Annotated in this window: 19 protein-coding genes; 9 read left to right on the plus strand and 10 right to left on the minus strand. The window is 67.3% G+C overall.

Going from position 1 to position 17,154, the window contains the following annotated elements; genetic code table 11:
- Positions 1–98: 98 nt before the first annotated feature.
- Positions 99–554 (plus strand): glycine zipper 2TM domain-containing protein, encoded by a 456-nt coding sequence (locus QZ847_RS09725; protein ID WP_294190434.1) that lies wholly within the window; start codon positions 99–101, stop codon positions 552–554.
- Between the two features lie 47 nt (positions 555–601).
- On the opposite strand, the gene QZ847_RS09730 is transcribed toward QZ847_RS09725, so the two are convergent.
- From QZ847_RS09730 to QZ847_RS09740, 3 genes are all read right to left on the minus strand, one after another.
- Positions 602–1,603, minus strand: a complete 1,002-nt coding sequence (locus tag QZ847_RS09730; protein ID WP_294356029.1) for a low specificity L-threonine aldolase — start codon at positions 1,601–1,603, stop codon at positions 602–604.
- A 45-nt stretch (positions 1,604–1,648) separates the two neighbouring features.
- Entirely contained in the window at positions 1,649–2,710 is a 1,062-nt protein-coding gene (locus tag QZ847_RS09735; RefSeq protein ID WP_294356030.1) for a sodium:calcium antiporter, read from the minus strand.
- 194 nt (positions 2,711–2,904) lie between these two features.
- Positions 2,905–5,046: a transglycosylase domain-containing protein gene (locus tag QZ847_RS09740; RefSeq protein ID WP_294356032.1), complete on the minus strand. Its 2,142-nt coding sequence runs from the start codon at positions 5,044–5,046 to the stop codon at positions 2,905–2,907.
- Positions 5,047–5,154: 108 nt separating this feature from the next.
- Here QZ847_RS09740 and QZ847_RS09745 point away from each other — a divergent pair, with 108 nt between their 5' ends.
- Complete coding sequence (locus QZ847_RS09745) at positions 5,155–5,616, plus strand: YaiI/YqxD family protein (RefSeq protein WP_294356034.1); 462 nt, start codon at positions 5,155–5,157, stop codon at positions 5,614–5,616.
- A gap of 55 nt (positions 5,617–5,671) precedes the next feature.
- A complete protein-coding gene (locus QZ847_RS09750; RefSeq protein ID WP_294356036.1) occupies positions 5,672–6,544 on the plus strand; it encodes a CoA ester lyase in 873 nt (290 codons plus the stop codon).
- Here the strand turns inward: QZ847_RS09750 and QZ847_RS09755 are convergent.
- Positions 6,529–7,026 (minus strand): hypothetical protein, encoded by a 498-nt coding sequence (locus QZ847_RS09755; RefSeq protein WP_294356038.1) that lies wholly within the window; start codon positions 7,024–7,026, stop codon positions 6,529–6,531. The two genes, QZ847_RS09750 and QZ847_RS09755, sit on opposite strands and share 16 nt — an antisense overlap.
- 139 nt (positions 7,027–7,165) lie before the next feature.
- Here QZ847_RS09755 and rpiB point away from each other — a divergent pair, with 139 nt between their 5' ends.
- The 5 genes from rpiB to QZ847_RS09780 are packed head-to-tail and all read left to right on the plus strand — an operon-like array spanning position 7,166 to position 10,285.
- Positions 7,166–7,600: a ribose 5-phosphate isomerase B gene (gene rpiB, locus QZ847_RS09760; protein WP_294356041.1), complete on the plus strand. Its 435-nt coding sequence runs from the start codon at positions 7,166–7,168 to the stop codon at positions 7,598–7,600.
- A complete protein-coding gene (glyA, locus tag QZ847_RS09765; protein WP_294356043.1) occupies positions 7,597–8,907 on the plus strand; it encodes a serine hydroxymethyltransferase in 1,311 nt (436 codons plus the stop codon). The genes rpiB and glyA overlap by 4 nt, the downstream gene beginning before the upstream one ends.
- A gap of 5 nt (positions 8,908–8,912) precedes the next feature.
- Positions 8,913–9,086: a hypothetical protein gene (locus QZ847_RS09770; RefSeq protein ID WP_177171667.1), complete on the plus strand. Its 174-nt coding sequence runs from the start codon at positions 8,913–8,915 to the stop codon at positions 9,084–9,086.
- Positions 9,087–9,548, plus strand: a complete 462-nt coding sequence (nrdR, locus tag QZ847_RS09775; protein WP_093007029.1) for a transcriptional regulator NrdR — start codon at positions 9,087–9,089, stop codon at positions 9,546–9,548.
- The gene (locus tag QZ847_RS09780) at positions 9,545–10,285 is read left to right on the plus strand and encodes an RNA methyltransferase (RefSeq protein WP_294356045.1); all 741 of its coding nucleotides are present in this window, start codon (positions 9,545–9,547) and stop codon (positions 10,283–10,285) included. Before nrdR ends, QZ847_RS09780 begins: the two co-directional genes overlap by 4 nt.
- A 10-nt stretch (positions 10,286–10,295) precedes the next feature.
- On the opposite strand, the gene QZ847_RS09785 is transcribed toward QZ847_RS09780, so the two are convergent.
- The gene (locus QZ847_RS09785) at positions 10,296–11,138 is read right to left on the minus strand and encodes a Brp/Blh family beta-carotene 15,15'-dioxygenase (RefSeq protein ID WP_294356047.1); all 843 of its coding nucleotides are present in this window, start codon (positions 11,136–11,138) and stop codon (positions 10,296–10,298) included.
- 29 nt (positions 11,139–11,167) lie between these two features.
- Positions 11,168–11,908 (minus strand): bacteriorhodopsin, encoded by a 741-nt coding sequence (locus QZ847_RS09790; RefSeq protein WP_294191065.1) that lies wholly within the window; start codon positions 11,906–11,908, stop codon positions 11,168–11,170.
- Between the two features lie 222 nt (positions 11,909–12,130).
- Here QZ847_RS09790 and QZ847_RS09795 point away from each other — a divergent pair, with 222 nt between their 5' ends.
- Positions 12,131–12,706 carry a hypothetical protein gene (locus tag QZ847_RS09795; protein ID WP_294356049.1) on the plus strand — a complete coding sequence of 192 codons (576 nt, stop codon included), beginning with the start codon at positions 12,131–12,133 and terminating at the stop codon, positions 12,704–12,706.
- 86 nt (positions 12,707–12,792) lie between these two features.
- On the opposite strand, the gene QZ847_RS09800 is transcribed toward QZ847_RS09795, so the two are convergent.
- From QZ847_RS09800 to QZ847_RS09815, 4 genes are all read right to left on the minus strand, one after another.
- Positions 12,793–15,456 (minus strand): M1 family metallopeptidase, encoded by a 2,664-nt coding sequence (locus tag QZ847_RS09800; protein WP_294356051.1) that lies wholly within the window; start codon positions 15,454–15,456, stop codon positions 12,793–12,795.
- A 238-nt stretch (positions 15,457–15,694) separates the two neighbouring features.
- On the minus strand, positions 15,695–15,931 hold the full coding sequence (locus QZ847_RS09805) for an AlpA family transcriptional regulator (RefSeq protein ID WP_294356053.1): 237 nt from the start codon (positions 15,929–15,931) through the stop codon (positions 15,695–15,697).
- Positions 15,928–16,317: a hypothetical protein gene (locus QZ847_RS09810; protein ID WP_294356055.1), complete on the minus strand. Its 390-nt coding sequence runs from the start codon at positions 16,315–16,317 to the stop codon at positions 15,928–15,930. Before QZ847_RS09810 ends, QZ847_RS09805 begins: the two co-directional genes overlap by 4 nt.
- A gap of 235 nt (positions 16,318–16,552) precedes the next feature.
- Complete coding sequence (locus QZ847_RS09815; protein WP_294356058.1) at positions 16,553–16,690, minus strand: hypothetical protein; 138 nt, start codon at positions 16,688–16,690, stop codon at positions 16,553–16,555.
- Positions 16,691–17,154 lie beyond the last annotated feature (464 nt).

Raw genomic sequence — 17,154 nt, forward strand, 5'->3', positions numbered from 1 at the left:
CGGATAACGGGCGCATTCAGCCGCCGCTCAACGCGACTCGCGCAGAGATGCACGATCGGCGCGGCACCCTTGCCGCGCCGGAACAGTGGAGCAGGCAGATGCTGAAGACGCTTTCGATCGCCGCCGGAACGCTGGCGATGGCTGTTACCTCGTTCGCGCCGGTCGCGGCGCAGGCGCAGGGCTATTACCGCGGCTACGATGATCGCGGATACAGCCGGGCGGAGAACGACGATCGCTACCGCGACCATGAGCGGGCCTATGCGGACGCCGATCGTGACGGCTGGAACCAGGGGCCGCAATATTACGAGACCGATCGGCCGCGTCGCTATCGCCCGCGGACCTACCGCGATGCGCGCGATTATCGCTACACCGATCGCGGCTGCCAGAACGGCACTACCGGCACGATTGTCGGCGCGATCGCTGGTGGCCTTCTCGGCCGTGTGATCGATCGTCGCGGCGACCGCACGCTCGGCACCGTGCTGGGCGCGGGCGGCGGCGCGCTGGCGGGCAATGCGGTCGAGCGGTCGAACAACCCGGCCTACTGCCGCCGCTGATCGCGAAGGCCGGGTAGAGGAGGGCGAGCGATCGTCCTCCTACAGTGTCAAAGCGCCGCGATCGCCTCGGCAAGCGGGCGAATGTCGTCGGCGCTCTGGTCCCACGACACGACAAGCCTCGCCTCGCCCGCGCCCCAATCGTAGAAGTCGAATCCCTTGGCGCGTAGGCTCGCCGCTTCCTCGGCGGTGACGCGCAGGAATACCTCATTGCCATCGGCCGGGTGGATCAGCCGATCATCCGCTGCCGCCGCGATCAGTTGCGCGCCCGCGTTGCTCGCGCGCGCGCAATCGAGCCAGACGTCGTTGTCGAGCATCGCAAGGATTTGCGCGGCGAGATAGCGTCCCTTCGACAGCAGCAATCCGGCACGCTTGCGGCGGAACACCGTCGCGTCGGCCAGCTCCGGTCGGAAAAACACCAAGGCTTCCGCGTTCATGCCGCCGTTCTTGACGAAGCCGAACGACAGCACGTCGACCCCACCGCGCCACGTGAGATCAGCTGGGCTGGCCCCGGTTGCGACCACTGCATTCGCAAAGCGCGCGCCGTCCATGTGGAAGTGCAAGCCCCGCGCACGCGCCACCGCGCCGATCGCAGCGACCTCGCCCGCCGAATAGGCGAGGCCGTATTCGGTCTGGTTGGTGATCGAGATCGCGCTCGGCACCTGCTGGTGGATGTCGTAGCGCTGGACGTTCAGCACCGCCTCCAGCGTCTCGGGCGTCACCTTTGCGCCGTCGCCGTCCGCCAGCAGCAGCTTGGCGCCATGGGTGTAGAATTCGGGCGCGCCGCACTCGTCGTTCTGGATGTGCGCGTCGCGGTGACACACGACCGATCCGTGCGGTGGGCAGATCGCGGCGAGTGCGAGGCAGTTCGCCGCCGTCCCGCTCGGCACCCAGAAGACGCGTACCTCGGTCTCGAACGTCTCCGACAGTCGCGCGTCGAGCTGCTTCGACCAACGGTCGCCGTCGTACGCGGTGTCCAGCGTGTCCACCTCCGCCAGCGCGCGCATGACGGCAGGGTGGACGGGGGCGGCATTGTCGGAGAAGAAGCGCATGTTCAGTGCCTTGGGTCGGCTGGGCGCCCGCGTCAATCGTGCGCGTCAACCATGCGTCGCGATCGCGAACAGTCCCGCCACACCGACCGCGTAGAGGACGAGCACCGCGAGTGAATCGACACCCATGCGCCAGAACAGCCGCTTTGGTCGGAAGATCAGCCCGGCGGCGTAGACGCAGGTCAGCAGCACGCCGAGCCCGGCGAGATAGATGTCGCTCGCCTGCGCCGACGGCAGCACCGCCTCGCCTGATACCACCACCGCGACGAGGAAGAGGACGGGCAGGAACGCGTTGCCACCGAAGATGTCGCTGATCGCGAGCTGGTAATCCTTCATGCGGACCGAGGTGATCCCCGTGGACAGTTCGGGCAGCGAGGTGGCGGCGGCGAGCACCGTCGCGCCGAACAGTACGCCTGACAGTCCGATATGGTCGGCGATCGCATCGCCGCTGCGTTCCAGCAGCACGCCCGCGATGAGCGTGGCGAGCGCGGCGGCGCCGAACATCCAGAACACGCGCGCGCTGTGCCCCGCTGCCTTGTCCTTCTTCCCCTGCGAATGACCTTTCGGCTCTTCCTGCGTGTCGGGGGCGTCTCCGGCGCTGTCGTGCCACGGCAGGCTGCGACTGGCGCGGCTCGACAGCCAGATGCCGACCAGCCACAGCGCGGCGATCGCGAGCGCGCCCGGCGTCACGCGGAAGGCGATCAGGTCGCCCGGCAATTGCGTTGCCATGATCGCGACGATCAGGACCGCGACCACCAGCACTGCCTCGATCACTAGACTGAGGCTCGCGGCACGATAGGTGAGCGGCTTACGCTCCTTCATCGCCATGTCCATAAAGACGAGCACCACCGTCTGGATCGCGATCCCGCCCAGAATGTTGCCGACGGCGACGCCGATATTGCCGCTCGCCGCCGCGCTGACGGTGATCGCGAGCTCGGGCAGGTTGGTCGCGATGGCGAGCACGACGATCCCGCCCAGCGCCTTGCCGAGGTGCAGCCGCGCGGACAGTACGTCGGTCGTGTCGGCGAGCTTGACCCCCGCGATCCAGATCACGCCCGCGCTTGCGGCGAAGATCAGCAGCAGAATGGGAAGCGAGAGCTGCGCGAACATCGGTGTTCCTTCAAACGCCGCTACAGTCGCGACGAACAGACAACGAGCAGTTGTGCGTCAGGGTTCGTGCACGTCGTTGGCCGGGAAGGATCAGATAACCGGCTGACAGCCGGATCAGCGTTGAAGCGGCCCGGAGGGAAGCGAAGTCATAGGAAAGAGCGTCGCGAAAAGCCGCGATGCGCTCAGTCACCGTGCTATTCCTCGCCGCCATCCTCGTCATCGGGCGCGCGGCGCTTTTCGCGCGGCGGCGGAGGCGGGCCGCGGTCGCGCGGGCCGACGATCAGCGAGCCGTCGTCCGACTGACGGATGTCGACGCCGAGATCGCGCAGCCGGTCGGCGGTCTGGTCGACCGCGCCGCCGATCAGATCGCCGACGGGATCGCCGTTGCCGATCGCGGCCTCGGGATCGATCGCATTCTCCTCGACCACGACGGGTTTCACGACCGGCTGGATGTTGAGCGCCGACTGCATGAAGTTGCGCCAGATCTGCGCCGGAATGCCGCCGCCGTGCAGGCCGGGATTGGGTGAATTGTCGTCGTTACCGACCCACACGCCGACGACCAGATCGCCCGCGAAACCGATGAACCACGCGTCGCGCCCTGATTGCGACGTGCCCGTCTTGCCATAACCCGGCACCGACAGCGCCGCTTGCCGCCCAGTGCCACGGATCGAGGAGGACAAGAGCGACAGCATCGCCGTGCGCTGTTGGTCAGGGATCGTCTTTTGCCCACCGGTCAGTGACTCGAACCAGCCCTTGTTGCCCGCGGTTTCACGCAACCCATGCGCCTCGACCGGATAGCGCCCGTCGGCGATAGCGGCGTAAGCGGCGGTGAGTTCGAGCAGCGACACCTCCGAGGTGCCGAGCCCGATCGTCGCCTCGTTCGCGATCGGGGTCGAGATGCCCAGGTCGCGCGCCGCCTTGATAACGTTGCGCACGCCGACCTGCTGCGTCAGCCGCGCCGCCGCGACGTTTGATGAGCGTGCAAACGCGCGCGCGAGCGTGATCTCGCCCAAATAGCGATTATCGTCGTTCTTGGGCTTCCACCCGGCAATCTCGACCGGCTCGTCGAGCACGGTGGAGGCCGGCGTCATGCCCGCGCGGATCGCGGCGAGATAGACGAACAGCTTGAAGGTCGAACCCGGCTGCCGCTTCGCCTGCGTCGCGCGATTGAACGGCGAGTCGGCGTAGCTCTTGCCCCCGACCATCGCGACGACCTCGCCGTTCGGGCGCATCGCGACGAGCGCGGCCTGCGCCTTCTTCAACCCCGCTTGGCGGATCACGCGCTCGGCGGTCGCCTGCAGCTTGCGGTCGAGCGTGGTCTTGACCTTCGTCTCGTCGCGGATCTCGCCGGCCTGGTCACGCGCGCTCGGCAACACCCAGTCGGCGAAGTAGGTGCCGGTCGGCACCGCCTGCGGTGCGGCGGCGAGCACGCGCTGCGGCTGCACGGCTTGCGCCTCGCGGTGCGTCAGGAAGCCCGCATCCTCCATCGCGCCGATCACCACCGCCTGTCGCTTGCGCGCGCCCGCGAGGTTGCCGGTGGGCGCGAGCCGCGACGGCGCCTTGACCAGCCCCGCCAGCATCGCGGCCTGCCCGACGTTCAGATTCTGCGGCTTGCGACCGAAATAATGCTGCGACGCTGCGGTCAGGCCGTAGACGTTGTCGCCGAAATAGACGTTCGACAGGTAGCGCGACAAAATCTCGTTCTTCGACAGCCACGCCTCGAGCCAGAAGGCGATCGCGACCTCGCGGATCTTGCGTGCAGCGGTGCGGTCCGAATCGAGAAAGGCGTTCTTCGCCAGCTGCTGCGTGATCGTCGATCCGCCCTCGCGCACCCCGCCGCCGCGCATGTTGTGCCACGCCGCGCGCGCGATGCCGCGCGGATCGATCCCCCAGTGCGAGTAGAAGCGCCGGTCCTCGATCGCGACGAACGCCTCGCGCACATGCGGCGGCAGCGTGGCGGCGTCGACCGGCGCGCCGATGATCGCACCGCGGCGCGCGATCGGCACGCCGCTGGCGTCGGTCAGCGTGATCGACGGTGGCGTCGGCGGCTTCAATGATTGCGACAAGGGCGCGGTCACCGCGAGCCAGATCACCGCCAGAATGAACAGCACGATCCCCGCCGCAGTACCGCGGACCAGCCACTTGCCCCAACAGATGCGGCGGCGGCGCGGCGGCTCGTCGTCACCGCCAAAGCCGGAACCTTGCGCAGGTTCGCTCTGCCACGCGTCGAACGACGGCAGCGGTTGGGCGGGGGGCGGGGCGGGGCGCAAGGGATCGCGTGGCGCATCGGCCGGCGCGTGATTGTACCGGACGCGGCCTGAGTCGTATGGGTCCATGTCTTGTCCGGTGACTTACAACGATATGACAGTGGTCGCAACCCGCGGCCGAGAAGGACGTAATAGCGTCGTGCACATAACAGTGAAAGCAACGCGGGCGGACTTCCGGTGAAAGCAGGTCCGCTCACGATCCTGGTCGACGCCGACGCCTGCCCGGTGAAGGAGGAAATCTACCGCGTCGCCTATCGCACCGGCGCGCAGGTAGTGGTCGTCAGCAACCAGTGGCTGCGCGTGCCGCAGCATCCACAGCTACGCCGCGTCGTGGTAGGAGATACGTTCGATGCCGCTGACGACTGGATCGCCGAGGCCGCCGACGCGCGCAGCGTTGTCGTGACGAGCGACATCCTGCTCGCCGACCGTTGCATCAAGAAAGGCGCGAGCGTGCTGGCGCCAACCGGCAAGCCCTTCACCGCCGCCTCGATCGGCGGCGCGATCGCGACGCGCGCGATCATGGCGGACCTGCGCGCGGGCGGCGATCAGATCGGCGGACCCGCGCCGTTCTCGCCCGCCGACCGCTCGCGCTTCCTGAACGGGCTCGACGCGTTGCTGGTCAAGCTGGCGCGTGGCTGAGCATCACGTCGCCGGCATGGTCGTGTTCGTGTTTCGGCTGGGGTAAGGGCGGACCATGCCCGACCACGTCAGCCAAATCCGCCCGCGCCGCAGCGCGCTCTACATGCCCGCCTCGAACCCGCGCGCGATTCAGAAGGCGCGCGAACTGCCGTGCGACGTCGTCATCCTCGACCTGGAGGATGCGGTCGCGCCCGAGCAGAAGGTCGGCGCGCGCATGGCGGCAGTCGAGGCGGTGCGCGCCGGCGGCTTCGCGCATCGCGAACTGGTGATACGCGCCAACGCGCTCGACACCGAATGGGGCGCGGGCGATCTCGCCGCGTTGCGTAATGGCGGCGCCGACGCGGTGCTGCTGCCAAAGGTGTCGGCGGTCGACACACTACAAGCGGCACGCGAGGCGCTCGGCGACACTCCCGCTTTATGGGCGATGATCGAAACCGCGCGCGGGGTCGTGAACCTGCCGGACATCGTCGATGCGGCACGCGAGGTCGGCCTGGCGGCGCTGGTCGTCGGCAGCAACGATCTAGCGAAGGAACTGCGCTGCCGCCCTGGGGGCGACCGCGCGCCCTTGCTGCCGATCCTGACCCAGATCGTGCTCGCCGCGCGAATGGCGGGGCTGATCGTGCTCGACGGCGTCATCAACGTGCTCGACGACGAGGAGCGGATCGCGGCCGAGTGCGCGCAGGGGCTCGAGTGGGGCTTCGACGGCAAGACGCTGATCCACCCCGCGCAGATCGCGCCCGCCAACCGCGTGTTCAGCCCTGCGCCGGACGAGATCGTCTGGGCGGACAAGATCGTCCACGCCTTCGAACAGCCGGAGCACACCAGCCGCGGCGCAATCCGCGTCGACGGCAAGATGGTCGAACGGCTGCACCTCGATGAAGCGCGGCGGACGCTCGCGCTTCACGAAGCGCTTCAGGCGCGGCAGTAACCCTCGCCCGATTTGACGGTCAGGCAGTCCTTCTTGCCGGCGAGCCACTTCAATCCGGTGGCGTCGCCGTCGCTCGGACGCAGCAGCATCTCCTCGCCGCCGCGCGTGAAGCGCAGCCCCTCGGCCGTGACGGTTGCCGGATAGGTGCCCTTGTTGTCGAGGTCGTACTGCATCTCCAGCGACGCGGTATTCGCGCCCGTCGGCGTCACGTTCAGGTAGGTGCCCTCGACGCCGATCCAGCGTCCCGCCCATTTCTTCGCATCCACGCTTGCGGCGGCAGTCGTCGGGCTGGCGGCAGGGGCCACAGTCGGGGTTGCATTCACCATGCCGGTAGACGCGTCGGTTTCAGGGGCGGCGATGTTGTCGGCGCCCGGTTCGGTCGCGCCAGCACTCGTCATGCTGTTGGTCGTCGTCGCCGGCGGCGCGCCGTTGCATGCGGCGAGCGACAGAACAGTGGCGGCCAGGGGGATAAGTTGTTTCATAACCGTTCCAAACACGCGCGGGCGGCGGAGTGTTCCCGTGCTTAACTTCCGGCCGTAGTGTTCCGGGTAGCGCGCGCGCACCGACCTCGCTAAGGGGCGTCGCATCCCGATCATCGACCACGAAGGCGTTCGAACCACCTTGCGCATCGTCATCGCATCCGATCACGCGGCCGTCGCGATGAAGGCCGATCTCGTCCAATGGCTCGGGGAACAGGGCCACCACGTGCTCGACCTCGGCACCAACGGCGATGCCAGCGTCGACTATCCCGATTATGGCTATGCACTGGCCGAAGCGCTGGCGGACGGACGCGCCGAGCGCGGCATCGCGCTGTGCGGATCAGGCATCGGCATCATGATCGCGGCCAACCGCAACCCCGCGATCCGCTGCGCGCTCGTCGCCGAACCGCTGTCGGCCAGCCTCGCGCGCAGTCACAATGACGCCAACGCGATCGCGATGGGCGCGCGGCTGATCGGCCCCGAGATGGCGCGCGCCTGCGTGTCCGCGTTCCTGTCCACCGATTTCCTCGGCGGCCGCCACTGCGCGCGCGTCGACAAGCTGAAGGACCCCGCATGAGCAGCAATCCGCAGATCGCCAACGACGTGCAGCCAGACGGCTTCTTCACCCGCAGCCTCGCCGACGCCGACGCCGCGGTGTTTGCGGGCATCGAGCACGAGCTGACGCGTGAGCAGACGCAGATCGAGCTGATCGCGAGCGAAAACATCGTGTCGCGCGCGGTGCTTGAGGCGCAGGGCTCGGTCTTCACCAACAAATATGCCGAAGGTTATCCGGGCAAGCGCTATTACCAGGGCTGCGCGCCCTCGGACGAGGTCGAGGTGCTCGCGATCGAGCGCGCCAAACAGCTGTTCGGCTGCGGCTACGCCAACGTCCAGCCGCACTCGGGCGCGCAGGCGAACGGCGCGGTGATGCTGGCGCTCGCCAAGCCCGGCGACACGATCATGGGGCTCAGTCTCGATGCGGGCGGGCACCTGACGCACGGCGCGCGTGCGGCGATGAGCGGCAAGTGGTTCAACGCGGTGCAGTACGGCGTCACTCCCGACACGCACCTGATCGACTATGACCAGGTCGAGGCGCTGGCGATGGAGCACAAGCCCCGCATCCTCATCACCGGGGGTTCGGCCTATCCGCGTCACATCGACTTCGCGCGCTTCCGCGCCATTGCGGACAAGGTCGGCGCGTTCTTCATGGTCGACATGGCGCATTTCGCCGGCCTGGTTGCTGGCGGTGTTCACCCGACGCCGTTCGGCCACGCGCACGTCGTCACCACCACCACGCACAAGACGCTGCGCGGGCCCCGCGGCGGCATGGTGATGACCGATGACGAGGCGCTGGCGAAGAAGATCAACTCGGCGGTGTTCCCGGGTCTTCAGGGCGGGCCGCTGATGCACGTCGTCGCCGCAAAGGCGGTCGCCTTCGGCGAGGCGCTGCGCCCCGACTTCAAGGCTTACGCCGCCGCGGTGGTCGAGAATGCCAAGGTGCTCGCCGCGACGATGAAGGAGCGCGGTGCCGACCTCGTCTCGGGCGGAACCGACACGCATCTGGCACTCGTCGACCTGTCCCCGCTCGGCGTAACGGGCCGCGACGCCGATGAGGCGCTGGAGCGTGCGGGCATCACCTGCAACAAGAACGGCATCCCCAACGATCCGCTGCCCCCCGTCAAGACCAGCGGCATCCGCGTCGGCTCGCCCGCCGGCACCACCCGCGGCTTCGGTCCGGCCGAGTTCCGCGAGATCGGCAACATGGTCGCCGACGTGCTCGATGGGCTGGCGAAGAAGGGCGAGCATGGGGACCCGCAAGTCGAGGCAGACGTTCGTGGTCGGGTGCGCAACCTGTGCGCACGCTTCCCGATCTACGAAGGATAAGCGACGTGTCGAAGCTCGATGAAATCCAGACCGAAGTGAAGACGACCCCGGGGCTGGGCAAGAAGATGGCGAAGTATGGCGCAGTGGGCGCGATCGTCGCCATCCCGATTCCCTTCGTCGGACCGATCTTCGGTGCGCTAGCGGGTGCCGCGGTCGCTTACGCGAAGCGCAAGGACTGAATGCGCTGTCCGTTCTGCGGCCATGAGGCCAGCCAGGTAAAGGACAGTCGCCCGACCGACGACGGCGCCGCGATCCGGCGCCGTCGTCAGTGCGAGGGATGTGCCGCGCGCTTCACCACCTTCGAGCGCATCCAGCTGCGCGATCTCGTCGTCGTTAAGAGCGAGCATCGGCGAGAACCATTCGACCGCGAGAAGCTGCTCCGCTCGGTCTCGATCGCGGCGCGCAAACGCCCGATCGACGCGCTCGCGATCGAAAAGCTGGTCAGCGGCATCCAGCGCCAGCTGGAAACTACCGGCGATACCGAGGTAACCTCCAAGCAGATCGGCGAGATGGTGATGGAAGGGCTTAAGGGGCTCGACTCGGTTGCCTACATCCGCTTCGCCAGCGTCTACCGCGATTTCAGCGAAGCCCGCGATTTCGAGGAATTCGCCGGTAGTGTCGAGGAGGCCGCGCGGGGATGACCGAGACCGCTGCGACGATTCCGCCGCCCGCGATCGTTCTCGTGCGCCCGCAACTGGGTGAGAACATTGGCAAGGCCGCACGCGCGATGCTCAATTTTGGGCTGACCGACCTGCGCCTCGTCGCGCCCCGCGATGGTTGGCCCAACCCTGCCGCCGGACCTGCCGCCTCGGGTGCCGACGTGGTGCTAGAGCGCGCGCGCGTGTTCGAGACAGTTGCGGAGGCAGTCGCCGACTGCGCGCACGTCTACGCAACTACGGTGCGCAAGCGCGGCGTGACCAAGCCGGTCGTCACGCCCGAGGTCGCCGCACGCCAAATCCACGCCGAGCCGGGCGGCTCGGCGATCCTGTTCGGACCAGAGCGCTCAGGGCTGGAAACCGACGATGTCGCGGTCGCGCGCACGATCGTGACCGTCCCGATCAATGCCGAGTTCGGCAGCCTCAACCTCGCGCAGGCAGTGATCCTGATTGCCTACGAATGGTCGAAGCACGTCACGCTGGCGAGCCCGACCGAGGTCGAGCTCGACCCGCCCGCGCCTCAGGGCGAACTCGACGGCATGATCGCGCAACTCGACGACATGCTAGAGGCGGCGAACTTTTTCTTCCCGCCCGCGCGGGTGCCCGCGACCAAGCGGACGCTGCGCACGCTGCTGACCAAGCCCGGCTGGACCAGTCAGGAGGTTCGCACACTGCGCGGTGTGCTGTCGGCGCTGGCGGGGAAGAAGGCGTCGCGCGGCTGAGGCGCGATGCTCACGCCGCGCGAAGGCGCGCCGGCGTTGCCTCGCCGGAAAACCACGGCGTGACGAGCAGGTGCGGTACCGCCAGCGCCGCGATCGCGGCGAACAGCGCGCGCACACCGCTGGCATCAACCCGCAGCAGGAGCGCGCCGACCACGCCGGCCAGCACGAAGGCGAGCAGCAGGATCGGTGCGACCGCCCGAACGTAGCCGGCGGTGGTGCGGCACCCGATCCGCTCCTGCCGGATCGCGGTCTGCGGCAGCGCGTGGAGTATCAGGAAGCCGAGCGAGAAGCCGACCAGCGGCGGAAAGATCAGCAGCGACAAGGTGCCCAGCGCCAGCCGCACGTCGCGCCGCTGCCACGCAAGTACCATCAGGCCGCCGGCTGTGACGCCGCCGACCAACGTCATCGCGGTCACCAACCCCGGCACCAGCGCGTCCGGCCCGCCCGCGATCACCAGCAGCTCGCGAAGCGTCGCAACGTGAAGTACGGCGGGCGTCGCAATCAGGCTGACACCGCGGGCACCACGCTCGATCAGCGATCCCGACGGCGCGTCCTCCAGCGCAAAGTGGATCGCGGAGGCGAGCAGGAAAAGTGGCAGCGCGACCGCGGACTCAGTGGTCCACCACCACAGGCACGCGAGCGACACCGCGCCGTAGAGCGCCAGGAAGGCGGGGCGGCGCGCCCGCTCGACGATGGCGAGGTCGCTCGCGCCATGCGCCATGCCGATCACGCCGACTGCGACTACCGCGTAGCCGAGTTGCACCAGCAGCGGCGCGAACGAGGCGGCGATCGCCGCCGCCCCGAGTACCCACCAGCCGATGATCGTCCAGCCATGCCCGGTCTGCCTCGACACTGGCCGATCCGCCACTGGCGCGCGCCCGTTCACGCGTGAACGCGGCCGTGCTCGTGCCCATGCTCGTAACCGTGGTCCGACCCACGCTCACGCAGCGCCTTGTCGACGTTGTTCGCGGCAAAGAAGGCGTAAACGACCTTGGCGACCACATCCATGATCAGGATCGCCCAGACCGAGGTTGGATCGTTTATGATCTTCAGACCCTCGGGCCCGACGAGGAACACGATCGGATACAGGAACCAGATCACGGTCAGGAAGCCGACGTTCTTCACGTAGGCGCTGCCCAGCGCCTGTCCGCGCTCGAACGCACGTGCGCGCAGCGGCACCCACAACAGGTACAGCACGCCCGCGAAGGCCACGCACGACCACAGATACCAGACCCACTTGCCGATCGGCACGATCGCGAGCGAGGAGATCAGCCCGGTCACAATCATCATCACGTCTAGCACAATGATTGCGGTCAGATAGCCACCGACCTCGCCGGTCGAACCGCGCTCGTGGAATGCGACCAGCACCAGCCCGGCCAGCAGGATCGGCGTCGTCACCGACCAGTCGAGGTAACGCGCCAGATAGGTGGCGCTGCCGTCGAGCTTGACGAGCGTGCCGATGCCGAACGCCATCGCCAGATAGGCGGTTGCGGCAATGAACGGCACGCTCGCGTGTAGCAGCGTATGATGCCTGGTGGGCGGCTCCTTGCTTCCCGTCGCGTAGATCGCGAGCGATCCCAGCGACATGATGGTGAAACCGATCAGGAAAACCGTACCGTCCATAAACAACCTCTGTTGCATCAACGAGCGGCCGGATGCCGACGCTACCGTGCTAACGGAGATCAAGCCGGCAGCGCTCCCATGCGGTGAAAATAATGTTTCCGTTCGTTGCTAAGTGGGCATGCGCGCCCACGTTCCTGCTCGCTGCCGGGATCGCCTCGCAGGATTGACGGTTCTTCATCCACCCGCCGGCGCTTTGTCCGTGTGCGAGCCAGGATCAGGTGCATGACCTTATTGTTTACCGCGGCCGCACTCGTTGCACTCACGCAGTCGCCGCCTGAGCCCGTGGCCGCGAGGCAGGCACCCGCGCCAGCGCGATCGTCCGACGTGTCCGTCGTCGGCACGATCGTGATCGGGACGGTCGGCGGGGAGCAGCTGACCAAGCCGGCACGCGCGATCTACGTCGATGCCGTGGAGCAGGCACTCGCGGGCAGAGGATTCACCCTGCTGCCCGACGCCGGGCACGGCCGCTACGTCGCGGATGTCACGATCGACCGGGCAGCGCGCGGCGTGGTAAGCGGCGGGCGCAAAGGCGGCGGCGCGCCGCAGATGAGCCTGAACGGCGGCGTCAGTGTCAGTCTGGGCGCGGGCGGTGAACGGTTGGACGATCTGGTCGTGACCCGCTTGACGATCGCGATCAGGCCGCGGGGTGAGGCGCGGGTCATCTGGTCGGGCAGCGCCGTTACCGCACGCGTGTCGAACACGCCATCCGGCAATGTTCCACTCGTCGCACGAACGCTCGCGACCGCCGTGATGACGCAATTTCCTGCGCGCACCACAGGCCCTGTGTCGATCCCCTGATCCGAAGAGACGCGTTTGTGCCCGCCCACGATCAATCCGCCACGGCGCGGTGGAGTGCGACATATTGTGCCGCACTCCGTATCTCGTCAGTTCGCGGCCTTGCCCGCGGCCGTCACCGCTGCGGTGATCTCCGCCGCCTTTGCATCGCGCAGCGCCCCGCACAGCCGGATCGACTCCAGCGTCCGCTCATAAGCGAGCACGCCCACGTTCGCGCGGCGGACCGCCGGCCCGACCTTGGCATCGATCGCCGCAGCACGGTCTGTGCCGCACTGCGCCGCGAACGCGGACGGCAGGCGGGTCGAGATGAACACGCCGTTCGCATCGGCGACCAGCCGCTCGTAATTGGCGAGCACCCAGTCGGTGCCGAGTTCGCGCGTCTCGAGCGTGCCGACCACGCCGAAGATCACGCGCAACCGGTCGAAGCTGCGCAGCCGCGGGTCGTTGAGCGCCAGCAGATAGTTCGCGACATCGGTCCGCCCGCTCGACGCCGCCGCACCGAGCGCACTCGACCTGAGCGTCGCATCCTCGCTCGACAACGCACGCTCGACCAGGTTTCGCGCGACCGGCATGCCACCGTCCTGCGCCAGCACGCTTAGGCCGTCCGACAGGAAGCCGGGGTCAAGCGCGGCGGTGTCACCCGCCAGATAGCGCGTCGCCGCCGCCTTCAACGTCGCACGCGTGCCCGCATCCTGCGCCTCGTCGGCGACCAGGCTGACCAGGCGATGACGCAGCTCCTGCTGGCGCGGGTCCTCGGCCTTGTACGCGCCCGCCGCCGGATTGAAGCCGAGCTGCTTCAATCGCGGCGTGTAGACCGCGTTCATCAGCGACTTGTACGCCGGCAGCGCGCTGGTGCCGATCAGCCCGCGCGAACGCAGCCCGGCGATGCGTGCACCCGGGTCGACGCTCGCCGCCGGATCGGGGTTCGCCGCCATCGCCCGCGCTTCCGCGATCAGCCATGCGGCGGGTGCCTTGCCGGCGCGGAACGACGCCCACAGACTATCGGTGGTGGCGACCGCCTCTCCGCCGCCGAGCGTCGGCGACGACGCGATCAGCGCCTGCCAATCGCCGGGGGCGAGATCGAAGCGGTAGTAACCCGTGCCGCCGACATTGGGCATCACCACACGCCCGGCGGGGACGGTCATCGTCGTCGTTTTCGCGTCGAGCAGGCTGCACTGCTTGGCCGCATCGACGCGCAGGCACAGCGGGATCGTCCAGCTGAGCGGCTTGGGCGTCGAGCCGATGAACGCATAGCGCGCCTGCGTGGCAGTCAGCTTGGTTCCCTGACGCCGGATGTCGACAACTGGCACGCCCTGCTGATCGACGAAGCTGGTCAGCGCAGCGAGCACCTTGGGATCGTGCGCGGCATCCGCAATCGACTGGAAGAACTGCTCGGACGAGGCGTTGCCGTAGGCGTGGCGCTTGAGGTGGAGGCGCACGCCCTCCTTGAACTTGTCATCGCCCAGATAGGCCGCGATCATCGCGACGACCTGCCCGCCCTTGCCATAGGTGATGCTGTCGAACGCGCTGTCAATCTGGCTGTTGTCGGTGATCGGCTGGTGGATCGGGCGACCGACCTCGAGCGCGTCGGTGTTCATCGCCGCGAAGCCTTCTGCCAGCGCGCCGACGCCGATGCCGAGCTCGGGCTTCCACTCGTTGGCGATCCGGTAGCCCATCCAGTTGGCGAAACTCTCGTTCAGCCAGATGTCGCTCCACCATTCGGGCGAGACGAGGTCACCGAACCATTGGTGCGCCAGCTCGTGGCTGACGACCATGCCGAACTCCTTCTTGTCGCTCGTGGTCGCACCCGGATCGAGGAACAGGATGCCGTCGCCGTAGGTGTCGGCGCCCGCATTCTCCATCGCGCCCGGCATGATCGGCGATCCGATCTGATCGAGCTTGGGGAAGGGGAAGGCCTCGCCGAAATAACGCTCCAGGAGCGCGACGATCGGCGGCGTTTCCGCGAACGCATAGGCCATCTTGTCCTTCTGCGCCTGCGTCGCGACGATGCCGTACGGCATGCCCTGCGCGCGCTCGGGTGTCGGCGCGATCGTGCCGGGCTGACGCACGAACGGCCCGGTATCGATCGCGACGAGGTAGGTCGGCAGCGGCTTGGTCGGCGCGAAGCGGTGGATTTCCATCCCGCCCGCGGCCTTATCCATGCCGGTAGCCGGGCTGTTGCTGACCACGGTCATGCCGGGCGCAGTGGTCACGCTGACCGTGAACGGCTGCTTGTAGCCGGGTTCGTCGAACGAGGGGAAAGCGGCGCGCGCGTCAATGCTCTCGAACTGGGTCCAGCTGTACCAACGGTCGGCGACCTTGACGTGGTAGAGCCCGGACGCGTCGTTGCCGAACTTGCCGGTGTAATCGAACACCAATGTCGCCGCACCCGCGGGCACGGGTTGCTTGAAGTCGAGCCGCGCGGTGCCGGTCGCGTCGACCTGCGTGAAGGTCGCGGGCACGATCGTCTTGCCGACGCGCGCCACCACCTTCGACACGTTCAGGTCGCGTCCGTGCAGGTACAGGTGCTGCGTCGGTTGTTTCAGGACAACATCGATCTCGTCGTGACCCGAAAAGACGTCCTTCTCGGGCAGGATGGTGAAGTCGAGCCGATATGCCTTGGGCGTCGCCGCATCGGGCAGCCGACCCTTCGGCGCCGCCGCGTCGGGCGTGAACGCGGGTGCCGGCCCTTGCCCGAACGCCGCGCTGGAAAGCAGCATTGCCGCCGCCGACAGCATCATCCTCTTGCGCACTGATATCTTCCTCTCGTCCGTTACCCGGGCGCTAGGCGCGTCCCGGTGCTGCGGCAAGAGCGCGCGTCGGTAAGTGTGATCGCTGTCCTGCAGCCGTTCGCCGGCTCAACAGCCTTGAAGGAAAAGGTGGTGGAAGGGACTGCTACGGGATGAACGTACATAAGGTACTGCTTTCGGTTTGAAGTTTCTCGTTCTGGTTTCGGCAGTACCCCCTAGAATACCCCCGTTTTGGGGTGCTTTAGCTGCTGTTTATGCCTCCAACCGGGCGGCTTTTGAGCCAGGTCTCGACGTCATTCTCCCACCAGCCGACGCGGCCGGCGGTCAGGCGGTGCTGTGGCGGAAACTGCCGTTGCGCGATCATGCGATAGATCGTTGCGCGACTAACGCCGATGCTGGCGATCACGTCGTTGACGCTCATGAAACGACCGACGCTCGCGGGGTAGCCGGCTTCCTTCGCTTGTGCGGCGGTCTTCATTGTTTGGCCTCGATCGCGTTCTCGATGTCGAGTTGCTCGGGCGTAAACGTGTGCAAGTTCGTGCTTTCGGGTATGATCTCGCGGCGGAGCTTTTCGACGTGGGCGAGCATCCGTTTGGCCTTGCATTCGAGCGCAGTGATTGTGAGGCGCACGTCGCCGTCGGTGATGCCGCGTTCGGCGTTCAGCTTCGCACGCAGGCTGCGCGTTTCGATGCCGATCGCGTTGCCGAGCGCTTGTTGACCGCCAAGCAGCTTGGCAGCGGTGTCGAGCCCTTGCATGCGCCCGATCTTGATCACGCCGCGCGAGTGAGCCGGTTTACCGGTGCACACGACCGCGTCGGCTTGGCCTGTGCGGGGACGAACAGGCGGGGCGAGCGAGCGGGTCATGGAAGCCTCGTTGCTGGAGCGGGAGAGTTCGGCCGCGCCAGCAACGGTGCCTGTCAAATGGCATTTCGACACGGCGGGAGCTGGCTGCCTTGTGGAAGGGGGCATCACAGGCCGAACATCACGAAAGGTCCGGGACCGCCGATCGCGCGATCGAGAATGACAACGATCGCTTGGCCGATCAGAAGACCGGCTGCGCAGCGCGTGACGACCTGAGTGAAGGTGAGCCGAGCCGGCATCAGCGTTCACCCGCCAAACCGTTCGCCAAGATGTAGGCGGCCACCAGTGGCGCGAAAACGATGGCAGCGACGACGATGAGCAGCAGTCGCAGCCGACGATTGCCACGCATTTGCGCCCTTTCATTAAGCGCGCTCACTGGTTCTGCTCCTGCTCAGCGCCAACGCACCGCACACATGCGGCAACGCTGGCCCAGGCGAACCTGACGGCGTGCGTGTCGTCTGTATCCCACTCGCTGCAACCGCACCCACGACACACCTGCGGATGGCGTTCGGCTGGTTCGTTCGCGAGCTGCCCGTACACTTCTTGATCGAACGGGAAGACAGCTTGGAGCGCGTAGAGCGTCTCAGACTTGCGGGCACTGTTGCCCGGCTGTTCGAGCAGCTGAACGAGTTCAGTAGCAGTCGCGAGATCCTCAGGCTTGCGCGCGAGGGCGCAGGCGACGCCAGCGATTGTGAGACCCGCGGCCTCGCGTCGGAGGCGGAGGTAGGCAGCGGCGGTCAGAGGCACGTGGGCGGCGGAAAGGATGCAATCCTGTCTGCTCTGCGGAAGCGAGAACGTGCGTGGAAAAGCATGCATCATCGGGTGGTCCTATCAGGCAAG

Origin of the sequence: uncultured Sphingomonas sp. (assembly GCF_913778135.1) — a bacterium.
Classification (GTDB): domain Bacteria; phylum Pseudomonadota; class Alphaproteobacteria; order Sphingomonadales; family Sphingomonadaceae; genus Sphingomonas.

Coding starts and splice junctions, on each gene's coding strand:
- QZ847_RS09725 (WP_294190434.1), top strand. CDS start 99: ATGCTGAAGACGCTTTCGATCGCCGCCGGAACGCTGGCGATGGCTGTT.
- QZ847_RS09730 (WP_294356029.1), bottom strand. CDS start 1,603: ATGCGCTTCTTCTCCGACAATGCCGCCCCCGTCCACCCTGCCGTCATG.
- QZ847_RS09735 (WP_294356030.1), bottom strand. CDS start 2,710: ATGTTCGCGCAGCTCTCGCTTCCCATTCTGCTGCTGATCTTCGCCGCA.
- QZ847_RS09740 (WP_294356032.1), bottom strand. CDS start 5,046: ATGGACCCATACGACTCAGGCCGCGTCCGGTACAATCACGCGCCGGCC.
- QZ847_RS09750 (WP_294356036.1), top strand. CDS start 5,672: ATGCCCGACCACGTCAGCCAAATCCGCCCGCGCCGCAGCGCGCTCTAC.
- QZ847_RS09755 (WP_294356038.1), bottom strand. CDS start 7,026: ATGAAACAACTTATCCCCCTGGCCGCCACTGTTCTGTCGCTCGCCGCA.
- glyA (WP_294356043.1), top strand. CDS start 7,597: ATGAGCAGCAATCCGCAGATCGCCAACGACGTGCAGCCAGACGGCTTC.
- nrdR (WP_093007029.1), top strand. CDS start 9,087: ATGCGCTGTCCGTTCTGCGGCCATGAGGCCAGCCAGGTAAAGGACAGT.
- QZ847_RS09780 (WP_294356045.1), top strand. CDS start 9,545: ATGACCGAGACCGCTGCGACGATTCCGCCGCCCGCGATCGTTCTCGTG.
- QZ847_RS09790 (WP_294191065.1), bottom strand. CDS start 11,908: ATGGACGGTACGGTTTTCCTGATCGGTTTCACCATCATGTCGCTGGGA.
- QZ847_RS09795 (WP_294356049.1), top strand. CDS start 12,131: ATGACCTTATTGTTTACCGCGGCCGCACTCGTTGCACTCACGCAGTCG.
- QZ847_RS09805 (WP_294356053.1), bottom strand. CDS start 15,931: ATGAAGACCGCCGCACAAGCGAAGGAAGCCGGCTACCCCGCGAGCGTC.
- QZ847_RS09810 (WP_294356055.1), bottom strand. CDS start 16,317: ATGACCCGCTCGCTCGCCCCGCCTGTTCGTCCCCGCACAGGCCAAGCC.